At 29.6% G+C, this 14,654-nt stretch carries 12 protein-coding genes; 4 read left to right on the plus strand and 8 right to left on the minus strand.

Annotation, left to right across the window (positions count from 1 at the left end):
- The 4 genes from ABNK64_RS02415 to mutL are packed head-to-tail and all read right to left on the minus strand — an operon-like array spanning window position 1 to window position 3,030.
- Entirely contained in the window at window positions 1-372 is a 372-nt protein-coding gene (locus tag ABNK64_RS02415; protein WP_291256025.1) for a DUF1934 family protein, read from the minus strand.
- Window positions 372-713, minus strand: a complete 342-nt coding sequence (locus tag ABNK64_RS02420) for a hypothetical protein (protein ID WP_291256024.1) — start codon at window positions 711-713, stop codon at window positions 372-374. The genes ABNK64_RS02415 and ABNK64_RS02420 overlap by 1 nt, the downstream gene beginning before the upstream one ends.
- Window positions 714-727: 14 nt before the next feature.
- Window positions 728-1,195 carry a 23S rRNA (pseudouridine(1915)-N(3))-methyltransferase RlmH gene (rlmH, locus tag ABNK64_RS02425; RefSeq protein WP_291256023.1) on the minus strand — a complete coding sequence of 156 codons (468 nt, stop codon included), beginning with the start codon at window positions 1,193-1,195 and terminating at the stop codon, window positions 728-730.
- 11 nt (window positions 1,196-1,206) lie between these two features.
- The gene (gene mutL / locus ABNK64_RS02430) at window positions 1,207-3,030 is read right to left on the minus strand and encodes a DNA mismatch repair endonuclease MutL (RefSeq protein ID WP_349763356.1); all 1,824 of its coding nucleotides are present in this window, start codon (window positions 3,028-3,030) and stop codon (window positions 1,207-1,209) included.
- Between the two features lie 144 nt (window positions 3,031-3,174).
- On the opposite strand from mutL, the gene ABNK64_RS02435 reads away from it, so the two are divergent.
- From ABNK64_RS02435 to rbr, 3 genes are all read left to right on the plus strand, one after another.
- Complete coding sequence (locus ABNK64_RS02435) at window positions 3,175-5,013, plus strand: transglycosylase SLT domain-containing protein (RefSeq protein WP_349763357.1); 1,839 nt, start codon at window positions 3,175-3,177, stop codon at window positions 5,011-5,013.
- Between the two features lie 14 nt (window positions 5,014-5,027).
- On the plus strand, window positions 5,028-7,589 hold the full coding sequence (gene recJ / locus ABNK64_RS02440) for a single-stranded-DNA-specific exonuclease RecJ (protein WP_349763358.1): 2,562 nt from the start codon (window positions 5,028-5,030) through the stop codon (window positions 7,587-7,589).
- Between the two features lie 89 nt (window positions 7,590-7,678).
- Window positions 7,679-8,218, plus strand: a complete 540-nt coding sequence (gene rbr / locus ABNK64_RS02445) for a rubrerythrin (protein ID WP_291256019.1) — start codon at window positions 7,679-7,681, stop codon at window positions 8,216-8,218.
- 150 nt (window positions 8,219-8,368) lie between these two features.
- Here rbr and fomA read toward each other — a convergent pair whose 3' ends face one another.
- Both fomA and ABNK64_RS02455 read right to left on the minus strand, forming a co-directional pair.
- Window positions 8,369-9,442 (minus strand): major outer membrane protein FomA, encoded by a 1,074-nt coding sequence (fomA, locus tag ABNK64_RS02450; RefSeq protein ID WP_349763359.1) that lies wholly within the window; start codon window positions 9,440-9,442, stop codon window positions 8,369-8,371.
- A 377-nt stretch (window positions 9,443-9,819) separates the two neighbouring features.
- Window positions 9,820-10,680, minus strand: coding sequence for a hypothetical protein (locus tag ABNK64_RS02455; RefSeq protein ID WP_349763360.1), 861 nt, complete (start codon window positions 10,678-10,680; stop codon window positions 9,820-9,822).
- A gap of 358 nt (window positions 10,681-11,038) precedes the next feature.
- On the opposite strand from ABNK64_RS02455, the gene ABNK64_RS02460 reads away from it, so the two are divergent.
- Entirely contained in the window at window positions 11,039-12,175 is a 1,137-nt protein-coding gene (locus ABNK64_RS02460) for a cyclically-permuted mutarotase family protein (protein ID WP_291256101.1), read from the plus strand.
- A gap of 59 nt (window positions 12,176-12,234) precedes the next feature.
- Here ABNK64_RS02460 and ABNK64_RS02465 read toward each other — a convergent pair whose 3' ends face one another.
- Window positions 12,235-12,996, minus strand: coding sequence for a hypothetical protein (locus tag ABNK64_RS02465; protein ID WP_349763361.1), 762 nt, complete (start codon window positions 12,994-12,996; stop codon window positions 12,235-12,237).
- Window positions 12,996-14,123 carry an AAA family ATPase gene (locus tag ABNK64_RS02470; RefSeq protein ID WP_349763362.1) on the minus strand — a complete coding sequence of 376 codons (1,128 nt, stop codon included), beginning with the start codon at window positions 14,121-14,123 and terminating at the stop codon, window positions 12,996-12,998. Before ABNK64_RS02470 ends, ABNK64_RS02465 begins: the two co-directional genes overlap by 1 nt.
- Between the last annotated feature and the right edge of the window lie 531 nt (window positions 14,124-14,654).

The raw sequence follows: 14,654 nt of genomic DNA on the forward strand, positions 1-14,654 counted from the left end.
TTAGTAACTCTTTATTCCTATAGTTATTCTATTTAACTCTTCGTTACCCTCAAAGATCTTATAAGAAAATTCTACAATAGAGTTCATCTCATCTACTTCTATCTTCTCCCCTTGTATCTTAAATAGCTTTCTCATCTCTTTAGTAACATAGTTAAATTCTGTCACTCTATCTAGATCCACATCTATAATAGCAGATACCTCTCCTTTTCTAGATATGATAACTCTTCTTGGACTTACTATTAACTCACACTCTCCCAATCTACTGTTATATCTATATATCAGTTGCCCATTCTCTTGAGATAGAGTTCCCTCAACCTTTTCAAAACTCTTTTCTCCATAACTATCTGTATTCTTTATAATAAATCTACTCATTAATAATATTCCTCTTCATCATCTTCATAATAATCTTCATTGTCGTATCTATCCCCGTACTCTTCATCTTCTCTATCATAGTACTCATCATCTTCATAGTCTCCAATATCCTCACCATCAAGATACTCATTTTGCCAGAACTCTATTACTTCCATAGCATCTGAGTCCTCCATAAGATAGATCTCCTCCTCATCTTCATCATAATCAAATACATGAAGCTCTCCATCATAATCCTCTGCTATGATATACTCCTTATCTCTCATTGATATATTTTCAACTACGCTTAATTCAAACTCCTCATCATCTATATTGTAATAAAAAGTTTCTCCCTGTGAATACATAATTATTCCTCCCTTTATTTATGATATTTTCCATTATTTATTATACTAAACCATCTATATATCTGCTCAGTAAGTATCAATCTCATCAACTGATGAGGAAATGTCATCTTTGAAAAGCTAAGTCTCATTTGACTAGCCTCTCTCACTCTTTGTGACACTCCATAAGAACCACCTATTACAAAATTTATTGTACTATCTCCTTTTACAGTTATCCTCTCTATCTCCTGTGCCATCTCCTCAGATGAGTAATTCTTTCCTTGAATATCAAGCAGTATATTGTATCCACCTAATTTTTCTAAGCTCCTTAATATATCTTCAGATTCCTTCTCTATCGACATATTTCTGTTGCTATCATTCCCATCCTCTTTCAATTCTACTATCTTCATTTTAGCAAAAGATTGCATTCTTTTCAAGAACTCATTTATTCCCTCAATTATATATTTATCCTTTACCTTACCTATACAAACGATATTAATATTCAAACCTACTCTCCTTATTTCCTTTTAAAAAGTTTTTCTAGATCATCTCTTGTTATCTTTATAATTATTGGTCTTCCATGAGGACAGGTGTATTCCCCTATCTCATGCAACTCTCTTATTATCTTCTCCATCTCTGAAATCTCCAATTTCTCATTGGCTTTAATAGCTCCTCTACAAGACATTGAGATCAAAATGCTCTCTCTTATATCTAGATTTCTATTCTCCTTAATATTTTTTAAAATATTTCTAAATATATTCTCAATACTATCTCTCAGATCAATTATTGGTATTGCTCTTATCAAAATCTCATTATCTGAAAATCTATCTATCTCAAATCCTGCCTTTAAAAAATTCTCACTATTTTCAAAGATTATCTCTTTCTCTCTTGGATCAACTAAAACCCTTACTGGAACAAGTAGTTGTTGCATACTAATCTCTGTCCCATAATACTGTTTTTTTAATTTTTCATACAGGATTCTCTCATGTACAATGTGTTGATCATAGATCTCAAAAACACCATCTCTCTCCACTAAAATAAAGGTGTCAAAAACCTGCCCCATAACTTTAAAGTTTATCTCTCTCTTCTCCGGTTTTTTCTCATCTTTTTCAATTTTAGGCAGTTTTTCCTCAGTTTTCTCAATTTTTTCATATTTAACTGGAGGTTCTTTTACACTTTCTACTACTTCTTCAGGCTCTTCTCTCTCCTCTACTGGATAGCTAATCTCCTCTTTTTCTACCACTATTTTCTCTTCTACTGGTATCTCAAGAATTTTCTGTGGCTCTGCCTTCATTGGAGTAAATCTCTCAAACTCTGAAAAATCAAGATATTTTTTCTCATCTTTTTCAATTTTCTCCTCTAAAGTAGGCGATACAAACTCATCATCTCTTTCAAAACTTTTTTCAATCTCATTTAGAACATATCTATATATTCTATCCTCATCATCAAATTTTACCACTTTTTTGGAAGGATGTACATTCACATCTACATTTTTAGGATCTACCTCTAAAAATACTATTGCAAATGGATATTTTCCCTTCATCAACTTTGTATAGTATCCGTCTATTACTGCTGTCTCTATTATCTTAGACTTCACCATTCTATTATTGACAAATGTAAATATAGAGTCCTTACTACTTCTGTACAAAGCTCCATTTCCCAAGTATCCCAATGGAAATTTTTTTACATTTTTCAAAACATTTCTTCCAAATATCTCAACAATAGCATTATCTATCCCATTTCCAGAAGTTTTTATACTCTCCTTTCCATCAATTATCAAAGATATAGCCACTTCTGGATTAGATAGTGCCTCTTGGATTATGATATCCTTGATATTTAGATATTCAGTTGTTGGTTTTCTTAAAAATTTTAATCTAGCTGGAGTATTGAAAAAAAGTTCCTTTATCTCAATAGTGGTTCCCCTATTTTTCTGTATATTCTTTAAGCTCGTTACCTTTCCACCCAATACTGTTATCTGACTTCCCAACTCATCAGCCTCTGTTTTAGAAGAGAGTGTCAATCTTGATACAGCACTAATAGAGGAGAGTGCTTCACCTCTAAATCCATAGGTATAAAGGTTGTAAAGATCCTCTTTCTCCTTTATCTTGCTTGTTGCATGTCTCTCTATTGAAAGTAGAAGATCCTCCTGTGACATTCCTACTCCATCATCAGTGATTGTAACATCTCTACCACCATTTTTTATCTCTATCTTTATACTCTTACTCTCTGCATCTAAAGAGTTTTCCAACAGTTCTTTTATCATACTAGCTGGATTTTCTACTACCTCTCCAGCTGCTATTATATTTGATACAGACTCATCTAATATCTTTATTTTTCCCAAAATTTCACCTCCTATAAAATATAAATGTTCAATTTAATTATCTTATAATTTATAAATAATTTCAAGGTTTTTTTAGAAAATAGATTGCCATTTTTTTGTTATTTTGAGATAATTATATAAGAAAGTATATTGTCGAGGTGTATTATGAAAAGAATTTTTACTCTATTTATTTTTTTAACTCTGTTTATAAATAGTTTTTCACAATCTAATGATGACTACACTCTTTTCCTCAATGGAAAAGATGCCTATTACAATAAAAACTTCAATGAGGCAAAACTCAATTTTGAAGCACTTTTAAAAAGCTTTTCTAAATCTGATATATTTGATAACAACTACCCATATTTCTACATTGGTATGAACTACTATCAATTGAAAGACTATGAAAAATCTGCATATTTTTTAGAGAAAGTAGTTTCTACTCCAGAAATATTTATCAGTGAAAACTTCAAAGTAGAGAATATTCACTTTTTAGCAGAAAGAAACTTTACCCTTGGAGATTCACTATTCAAAATTGGAAATATTGAAAAGGGAACTCTCTATCTAAAAATGATTGATTCAGATGTATATTACCCTTTTGTAGCTTACTATGAGAAAGAAGCTCTAACTATTCTAAGTAAAATCTCTATTAAAGATGAATATAAATTAAGATTAAAATTTAATTATGATTTTTCAGTTGTGGATAATTTTACAACTGATGAGCTTTTAAAAATAGGAAACTATTTTCATTCTAAAAAAGAGTATGGATATGAGGAGCAACTCTATACTTTAATTTTAGAGAAAAATACTTTGACAGAAAAAGAGAGAGAAAGAGTTATGAGTTCATACCTCAAACTCCTATTAGACTCTGATTCTCAAGAGAAACTTCTAGCTATTACCAGTGAGAATGATTCTCAATTAAAGGATCTATACGATTTCTATAGAGGACTTACTTACTACAAAAATCGTGATTTCTCTAGAGCACTCTATCTCTTCTCAAATATAAAGAGTGGAGAGTATTTTTCAAAGGCAAATTTCTATATAGCTAGTATCTATTTTTCACTAGAGGATTATACTGAAGCTCTCAGTGCTTTGAAAAAAATTCAAAATAAAAATATAATCACTGACTCTATGGCAGCTATCTCATATTTTGCTTTGAAAGATACAAAAAATCTTAATCGTGCTATTGAAGCTATCAGTAAAAAATATCCAAACTCCTATGTTGGACTATATTTTAACAGTTTAAATAAAAATTACTCTGAAATATCTTTAAACTCACTAGCCAATCTTTTTAATTTTTCTACTAATATTATTAATAATTTTGAAACTCTTCCTAACAATTTTTTACAAGTTGGAGATATTGCAGAGGTTGAGCAGATTTCAAAAATATCAAAATTGAGAGATAGAGCTATCTTGAGAATAGCAGTGGAAAAAAGTAGTTTTATGGATAGTCACACTACCAAATCAGCTCTTGCCATCACAACCATATTGGAAAATGGTGAGTTTTATGAATTAGCTTTTAGAAACTCGAAAAAACATTTAGGAGAGTTTTCTAAATATAGAGGACTTATTAAATACAACTTTCCTCTTTATTACAGCAATATAATTGACAAGTATTCTAAAAAATACCAAGTTCCTCAAGAGCTTGTTTATACTATTATACATGAGATTACTGGTTTTAATCCCTATCATATCTCTGATGGATCTAAAATTGGTATTATGAATATACCTTATGAGGAAAATCCCACTATATTCTTTGATTATTTCAATGTGGATAGAAATATAGAAGAGGGAGTTAAGATCCTAAAAACATATCTAGATAAATATGAGGGAAATAACATCAAAGCTTTGATTGCCTATATCTATGGAGATGAGTATTTGAAGAGAATCTATTTTGATTATACTAATGATATTAACCTTGCCTCTATTATAGAGCCAGAGGAGAGATTCTTTCTTCAAAACCTTTTCATTACCTATATTTTTTATACAAGATTATACAATTTTTAACAAGGAGAGTAACTATGAGAAATACTAGATGGATATATAGAGATATGGAGTCAAACTCCAACTCTAAACTTAATATTGATAGAGATATTCTTAATTTATTAAACAGCAGAAACATAACTAAAGATGAGGAGATATATAGTTTTATAAATCCATCTTTAGATAATATACAATCTCCATCACTTCTAAAAGATGTGGATAAAGCTGTAGAGAGAATCATACAAGCTAAGGAAAGTGGTGAAGAGATCTGGATATATGGAGATTATGATGTAGATGGAATCACTTCTACTTCCCTTTGTTATCTTGCTCTAAGTGAACTAGATTTCATACCTAAATACTACATACCATTGAGAGATGAAGGGTATGGATTGAATAAAGATGCTATTAGATATATAGCTTCTCAAGGGGGTAAAATAATAATTACTGTTGACTGTGGAATCTCTTCACACTCAGAGATAGAACTAGCTAACTCTCTAGGAATTGATGTGATTATAACTGATCACCACGAAATCAACAACGGAAATCCACCAGCTTTTGCTGTTATAAATCCTAAAAGAATAGATAACGAATTTTCTTTCAAATCTCTAGCTGGAGTTGGTACTGCCTTTATGCTAATGCTTGCTCTTTTTGAAAAACTAGGAAAGAGAGAGGAGATCTTTAAATATCTAGATATTGTAGCTATTGGTACAGTAGCTGATATAGTTCCTCTGATGGAAGAGAATAGAGTATTTACAAAATTTGGTATGGAGAAACTTAAGAGAAGTCACTCATTAGGTATCAGTATGCTAATTAAGAAAATTTTTGAAGATTACAAAACTAGAAAATTTACAACCTATGATATTGGCTTTATAATCGCTCCTATATTCAATGCTGCTGGTAGATTAGAAGATGCCAAAAGAGCAGTGGAATTATTCATTGAAAAAGATCACAGAGTATGTAGCAAAATAATTGATGAGTTACTTACTAAGAATAGTGAGAGAAAAGAGATTCAAGAGCTAATTTTAGAAAAAGCTACACACAAGATAGAGAGCAAAAAACTCTTTGAAAATAGTGTGCTAGTAGTTGCAGAGGAAGGCTTTCATCATGGAGTTATAGGTATAGTTGCCTCAAAAATTTTAGATAGATACTATAAGCCTACCATCATTATGGAGATAAAAAAAGATGAGGGGATAGCTACTGCCTCTTGTAGAAGTATTGAGGGATTTAATATAATCGAAGCTCTTAACTCAATGAAAGAGCTCTTTGTAAAATATGGTGGTCATGCTGGAGCTGCTGGTTTTTCTATCGAAATTGATAAGATTGAGGAGTTCTCTAAGAGAATAAATGAATATGCTAAAAATACAATCTCTGAAACCTCTCTTATCAAACCTGTTAAGATAGATATATCTATCCCAGCCTATAAGATATCCTATGACTTTTTAGAGAAGATCTCTACTCTTGAACCATTTGGTTTTGGAAATCCATCACCACTATTTGTATTGAGAGATTGTGAGATATCTGGTATTAGAGCTATTGGAAAAGAGAAAAATCATATTATGCTCAATGTAAAAAAGGATAATATGGAGATTAAAAACTGTGTCTGGTTTAATAGTGAGGATATATTTAATGAGATCGTAACTCTTACAAAGGTCGATATAGCCTTTAAATTAAAATTGGAGGTATATAAAGATAGATACCAGTATAAGATGTATATTGAAGATATACAACTCCCTCAGATCAAAGAAAATTACAATGAAAAATACTACAACCTATATAATAGTGTATTTCCACTAGAAACTGTTATCTATACTAGAAAAAAACTTGATAATAACGATTTGAAGCTCGTATATCAAGATAATGAGGTGGATCTAACTCACAATAGGAACTATCTAACTACATTGGATAATCAAACTTCCTATCTTCTTCTGGAACTAAGAAAAAACTATAATTATGAATTTAAAGTTACAATAAAAGATGTCATATTAAAAGAGGAAAACTACAATATACATCTAGTTATTGATAGAGATTATGAGTTTAACTCATACTCAATTAAGCAAAATGAGCTATTTAGAGATATTAAAAATTTTCTAATAGGGGAATTCAATTACAATAGTATACAGAAAAAGACTCTAGCCTCTATATTTAAAGAGAAAAAAAATAGTGTATTAGTGGCTTCTAAAGGAAGGGGGATCGATACTATACTTGAAACTATCTCACTTTACTATAAAAGCTTAGAAGAGAGAGTCCTATATATCACTGATTCAACCCCTAATAAGAGATTACTCAACACTCTAGAGGTATCTGATGAGTTCACAGAGGGATATAGTTTCTATATAGTTGATAAAGAGATTGATTACTCTCTTTTAGATAACAAAAGAGCCTTAATCATATCAAATAAAAAATTGGAACTATCTAATTTTAATGATATTATTGATGAGTATGATATTTCTAACAATATTGAAATCATTGATAATTTTTCAATAGAGCAAGAGGGTGTATTTAGTAATATACTTCCAATTAGAGAGAGAAAATTACTACTAGAGAGAATAAAAATAGGAGAAAAGGTTAAGTGTACCAAAGATATATTAGCCTATATTTAAAAAAATGTTTGACATATAAGTATAAAAGTGATATCATAATTGTAAGCATTACAAATTTAGAAAAAATTAGTAATTTGAGGAGGTTAACTATGGAATTTAAAGGAAGTAAAACTGAAAAAAACTTAATGACTGCATTTGCTGGGGAATCTGAAGCAAGAAATAAATATACTTATTATGCTTCTAAAGCTAAAAAAGATGGATATGAGCAAATTTCTAAGATATTTGAAGAGACTGCAAACAACGAAAAAGAGCATGCTAAATTATGGTTCAAACTATTAAAAGGTGGAGAAGTTCCTTCTACAATAGATAATCTTTTAGATGCTGCTGAAGGTGAAAATTACGAGTGGACAGATATGTATGCAACTTTTGCTAAAGAAGCTAGAGAAGAGGGATTTGACGATATAGCTAGAGCTTTTGAAGGTGTTGCAAAGATAGAAAAAAGACACGAAGATAGATATAGAAAGTTATTACAAAATATAAAAGAAAATATGGTATTTGAAAGAGATGAAGAGGTAGCTTGGGAGTGCATGAACTGTGGACATATTCACTATGGTAAAAAAGCTCCAAACCTATGCCCAGTATGTAAACACCCTGGAGCATACTTCATGATCGAACCTAAAAACTTCTAATTAGATTGTTATAAACCTGTGAACATATGTTTGCAGGTTTTTTTTATTTAAATAATATTACAAATAAAATCTCTATAAATATAAAAAAAGTACCTGCTATTACACAGGTACTAAAAATTCTATTTAATTTTTTACACACACTCAACAAGACTAGAATGATACGTTAAATCCAGTTGCTGCGAATGGTTGCCATCTCCAGTTAGATGCAGAAGACTCTTCTGTTCTTGTCCAGTTTCTATACTCAGCACCTGCTAAAGCAAATAATTGTACATTAGGAGTTGCTTGATAGAATAATCTTAATTGCGGATCAGCTTTTAATTCATACTCTACTGAATTTGTTCCTGTCTCATGTTTATCTTTCCAACTTAATGAGTCATATCCAGCCTCTACGAAGAAATCTACTGTAACTTTCTCATTAGTATATAATACTGTATTTTGAGTAATATAGAAGTTTACTCCTAAAGTAGTATTTTTATCACTTGGTCTATGCCCATCTATAACTTCCGAATATACATCATTTCCATAGTGGTGGTATCCTAGAGTATCTACCTCTAATTGAGTTGCAAATCCAAATGGTAACTCATGAACCATGTTGAAATATAATCCAACTTCGTTATCATAATCTGAACTATTCTCATCAGCCCAAGTATATTTATAATATGGTGCTAATGTAAAATCAGTAGTTTTTACATAGTCATTATTGAACATATAATCAGCAAAGTTAAATCTTGCTTGATAACTTAATTTTTGATCTCCTTCTTTTACATACTCAACTCTTGAAGTAAAGTTAACTTTTGAATCTCCTAATAATCCATGATTATAGTAGTATTGTACTCTTGTCTGATCAGTTTTTGAGTAGTTTCTTTCTGACTCTTGAGCTAATCCATTATAAGTTCTTGATCTTAAGTTTAAAGTTTGATTCTCAGTCATGTTAATGTTAGTTTCTAATTGAAGTCTAGAATATCTATTGTTTTTATTCCAATTGTTTTCGTTATCTAAAACATTTCTTTCTTGTCCTTCAGTTTTATCATAGTATCTGTATTCTACTCCTACAGTACCATTTGGTCTGAATCCTTCTTCTTTATCTCTGTACACGATAACTTCTTTTTCTACTACTTGTACTGGAGCTTCTTCTACAACTACAGGTGCTGGAACAACTTCCTTAGCTGAAGCAGCAGCAGAAACTACTAATAGTGATCCTAATAAAAGTGCTAATCTTTTCATAAGTATCTCTCCTTCTTTTTTTTCATAAATTTTTCATAGATCTACAAAAAATAGATCTACTTTTCTCCCGTTAAGATAACTATACCTCATTTTCTTTGATTTGTAAATACTTTTTTTACCTTTTCTCATTTTCAAACACTTACTCATATCACGTTTCGTTCATATTTTCTTCTCAAAACTCTTTATTTATAAGGGATTGTGAATAATTTTTATTTTTTTATCTAAATTTAAATATTTTTTTATTTTTTTATCTGTTTAGTTTATAATCTATTTTTTATTTAAATTTCAAAATAAAAACAGGAATTGAAACATATTAACACACTTGTTCAATTCCTGTTGTGATTTAAATTAATTTTTTACTAAATCCAGTGGTTAAATTAGAATGTATAGCTCCATCCTAATATTAAGTCTCCATAGTAATTAGCATTTTTATCATCTTTTCCACTGTTTATATATTCTTTATCTCTTATCTCATATCCATATTTTCCATAAACATTTAAGCTCTCATTAACTTTGTATGAAGCTCCTAAATATAATCTACTTCTTCCAAAATCTTTATATAAGCTCTCTGAATCAGGTGTTTTCTCTCTATAATCTGCATCTGCATTTAAAGTTAATCTGTATTCTGTATTAACAGTTAATTTTTCTCCTTTATATAGATCAGCGTATAATCTTATTTGATGCTCTGTATACTCTTCTTTTCCCTCTCTATCAACACTTCCTAAAAACTTAACATAGTTAACAAACCACGCTGCTTTAAAGTTTCCATATTTTAATCCTATTGGGAATAACTCCATCTCTATATTATCATTTGGATTAGAACTATCATTAGCTGCATTATACCATACATCTGCAGCTCCATATATCATTCCATAATCCCATGCTGCTCTTGCGTAATATCTGTCAAAGTCTTTTTGTGCTCTGTATCTTGCACCTAATTGCCAATTTTCATTTACAGTTTTCATAGCATCCAATTGTAATCTTGAATTTATACTTTCAAATCCATCCTCTGTATCTACTGACCAGAATTTACCTCCTGTAACACCATATGTCCAATCTCCATATGATAAGTTAACCATTGTTCCAAAGAATACAGAATCACCTATGTCAACTCCACCTGAATTATTTTCTATCTCAATCTCTTGTCCTATACTTGTTACTTTTAAAACTGGTGCTTCAGCGAAAGCTGCTGCTGATACTATTCCCATTGCTGCTAATAATAATGCTAATCTTTTCATAATTTGAATCCTCCCATTTTTTCATTAACGTGAAAGTGAAAATTAATGACTCCCTATTCATTTTTATTTTCACAAATTCATCATAACCTATTTTTTTAAAAAAATCAAGATATTTTTTAAAAAAAATAAACACTTTATTTAAAATAAGATCATTAACTATTATTTTTCAACGTTTTTTAAATATTTTATCATAAATAATAATTTTATTTTTGATATCAATTGGACTTTTAATAACATTTTTTACTATCTACTGTTCAAAATAAAAAAATATTGTTGACTTATTAGATGATATGTTGTATCATCATATTATAAAATTATGTTCACGAGTACAAATGATGAATTAATTTGGAGGTTTATTATGAAAAAAATTTTATTTGCTGCAATAGTTTCATCTCTAGTTTTAGCTGGTTGTTCATCTACAAATGTTGTAAAACAAGCTAACGTTGACAAAAAAATAGTTTGGGAAACTGCTGGTCATCTTCCAGCTCAAAAAGGATATGAAAAAAATATAGGTACTGCAGGTGTTCTTTATGGATCTCTTGGAGAAAAGTACATAGTTGTTGGTGGTGGAGCTAACTTCCCTATCAAACCTACTGCTCAAGGTGGACCTAAAGTTTTATACTCAGATATCTATGTTATGACTGAAAACAATGGACAACTTGAAGTTGTTGAACATACAAACCTACCTCATGAGATAGGATATGGAGCTTCTGTAACTACACCTGAGGGAATCTACTATATCGGTGGAGCTGCTCAAGCTGAACAAGATAATGACATCTGGTTCTTAACTATGAAAGATGGTAAATTAGATGCTCAAAAAATAGGAGATCTTCCTTTCACATTCCAAAATGGTGGAGCAGTTGAAAAAGATGGAAAATTATATATCCATACTGGTAAACAAGATGGAAAAGCTTCAAACAAATTCTACTCTTATGATTTAGAAACTAAAGAGGTTGTAGAGTTAGCATCTGTACCTGGAGATACTAGAACTCAATCTGTTTCTCAACTATTAAATGGTGAGTTATATGTATTCGGTGGAGGAAACTCTAAAGCTTTTGTTGATGGATATAAATATAATTTTGATACAAATACTTGGACTGAAGTAGCTTCTGTTGTTATAAACGGTAAAGAGATCTCTGTTCTTGGAGCTAACTCTGTTAAATTAAATGAAAATGAAATGATGGTTATTGGTGGATTTGAAAAACAATTATGGAATGATGCTAACTACTATCTTGGAAATTTAAAAGGAGAGGAATTAGCTAACTATAAAGCTAACTACTTCGGTGCTGATCCTGCTGAATTTGGATGGAATAGAGAGGTTTTAGTTTACAACGCTAATACAAACTCTTGGAAATCTATTGGAGAGATCCCATTTGATGCTCCTTGTGGTGAAGGATTAGTTCTTTTAGAAAACAAAGTTTTCTCTATCAACGGAGAGATCAAACCAGGTGTTAGAACTGATAGAATGTATACAGGTACAATTATAAAAAAATAATTACCTCTAAATAAAGAAAAAAGTTAGGCTAATGGAGTAATCTATTAGCTTAACTTTTTTTAATAAAAATTTTGTATCATCTCTTCAATTTTTTCTTTCTTAAAATAAAAAGCAACAAAAAATGAAAAACCACTTAAAGTTATTATATTTTTATTTTGTTTTATTTTATCCAACTGTTTTTTAAAAATAACATTCTGTGAAAATGTAGATAATATCTCATAGCTAGGTAAAAGACTTTCTCCTCTTATTAAAAAATTTCCTTTCCTCCAGTTATATTTATTAATACAATTCCAAGTTTTATCATTATAATCTTTATAAATAGACAATCTGGTTAATTTACATCTAATTAATCTGTCAGCTACATATTTCTTATAACTTCTATTTTCATCAATATTCCATTCACATAATGAGATATCACTATTCTCATCTAAATGCTCTATATCTCTTAAAGCTTCAACCATAGGATAACTTATATATAATTTCCCATTTCCATATTCATTATCAAAAAAATTAATCAACGTTTCTAGCTTCGTTTCGGAAGCATTGCTATTATGAGAGTCTTGATCAAAAAATAAAAATATTGATGAAATTTGACTTCTTTTTAAATTCTTTAATATTTCCCTATTTTCTGTCGACATCTCTCTTAAAATCTCTAGAATTTCTATATCCTCATCTTCTCTTATCTTTGAATACAAGTGATAAATACTAGTTCCATACAAAATTTTAACAATCACTTTATCATTTAAAAAAATATTTTTTAGACTATCTATAATTTTAGGCTCTTCTTTGGCTCCTTCTACTACAAATAAAATAACTTCCATTACAACCCAAATCCTTTTGCTCTAAATATTTTCTCTAAATTATGTCCATATCTCAATTCTTTCTCTGTTAAATCAAATAAAGGTTTGAAGATTTTGTTCTCAAAAACTATAAAATAACAATCTGGTCTAAGTAATTCATTAGTCATTAAAAAAGTATTGTGAGTTGTTAAAATAACTTGAATATCTATCATTTTTAACTTCTGAACTATCTTTTCAGCTAATTCAAAGTGATAAAAAGCATCAAATTCATCTATAAAAAGGAAACTAGCTTTCTCTAAGCTTTTATACCAAAAGAAAAATAAAGCAAGACTGTGAGTTCCAGTTGACGCTATTTCTGAAAAATCTATTTTATTTTCCCCTATTTTAAAAGCTATTGTCTTGCTACCATTATTTACTTTCTCAACTAATTGGCACTTTACTCCTTCTTCATTCAAGAATTCTTCAAACTCCTTAATTTTACCAGTTTCTGCAATATCCTCTAAAATATCCTTACTTCCATTTTGAAATCCTATATAGTTATTACTATTCAAACATCTAAAAAACAACATATTATTAACAAAATCTATCATTTTCTGAAAAGCTTTATTCTCTTCATTATTTTCTAATTTTGAATTTTTATATATATATTTTAATACGGAAATATTCATTCCCTCAAAATTCTTATCTAAAGTTTCAGTTCCTTTCAAGCTTGTTTTTATCGGGTCATTTTTAGTAAAATCATAATAAACAACCCTCATATCATTTATCAAAAGTTCCTCTGAAAGTATATTTTCTAATGATTTTTTTGAATATTTATAAACTACTTTCAAAGCTCCATATTTAAAAGTGTAGATGAAGTTAGCTACATCTTTACCACTATGAGCATTGAGATAATTATTATATAGAGATAAACCATTATTTTTATCAGTTAAGTTTGACACAATGTCAAAAATAGCATAACCTATATTTGACTTTCCAGAGGCATTCTTCCCGTAAATTATTCCCTTATTAACCACACCACCACTTACATATTCTGCATTAAAATCATAAGATCTCGTCTTAGAAAAATTAATTTCAATAGCCTCTTCAAAACCTTTGAAGTTCTCTACCACTAAGGATTCTAACAAAAATTTTTCTTGATGTTTCATAGTCAAACTCCTTTCTTAATACTATTGAATATATTATATAAAAATTTAACTTCAAAGTAAAGAGTCACCGTAAAAAAATTACATCTAAATATAAAAAAGCGGAATTGACAACTAGGGAATCAATTCCACTCTTTAGGGAGAGATTTTTATGTTAATTTATTTATTAGCGTTTTTCCCTCTGGGAGAGAGGGAATATTAGGGAAAGTTTATGAAAAAATTATCATTATTATTAGGTTACTATTTAGACTAACTTTTATATAAAAAAGTTTAAATCTTTTTTATTATTTTTTTGTCTAATCTCATCTAATTTTTATATACTATTTAGACTTAGTTAGTTTAAAAAAAGTTTAAATTTTTATAAAAAAATTTATTTATAATTTTTCTAGATAAATTTCCTTAGGTATAAAAAAAACTTTAACTTAATCACTGATTAAATTAAAGTTACATTTCTAAGTGGTGCGAAGAGAGAGACTTGAACTCTCACGTCTGGGACACTAGATCCTAAGTCTAGCGCGTCTGCCAATTCCGCCA

It is taken from the genome of Fusobacterium sp. SYSU M8D902 (genome assembly GCF_040199715.1).
Classification (GTDB): domain Bacteria; phylum Fusobacteriota; class Fusobacteriia; order Fusobacteriales; family Fusobacteriaceae; genus Fusobacterium_A.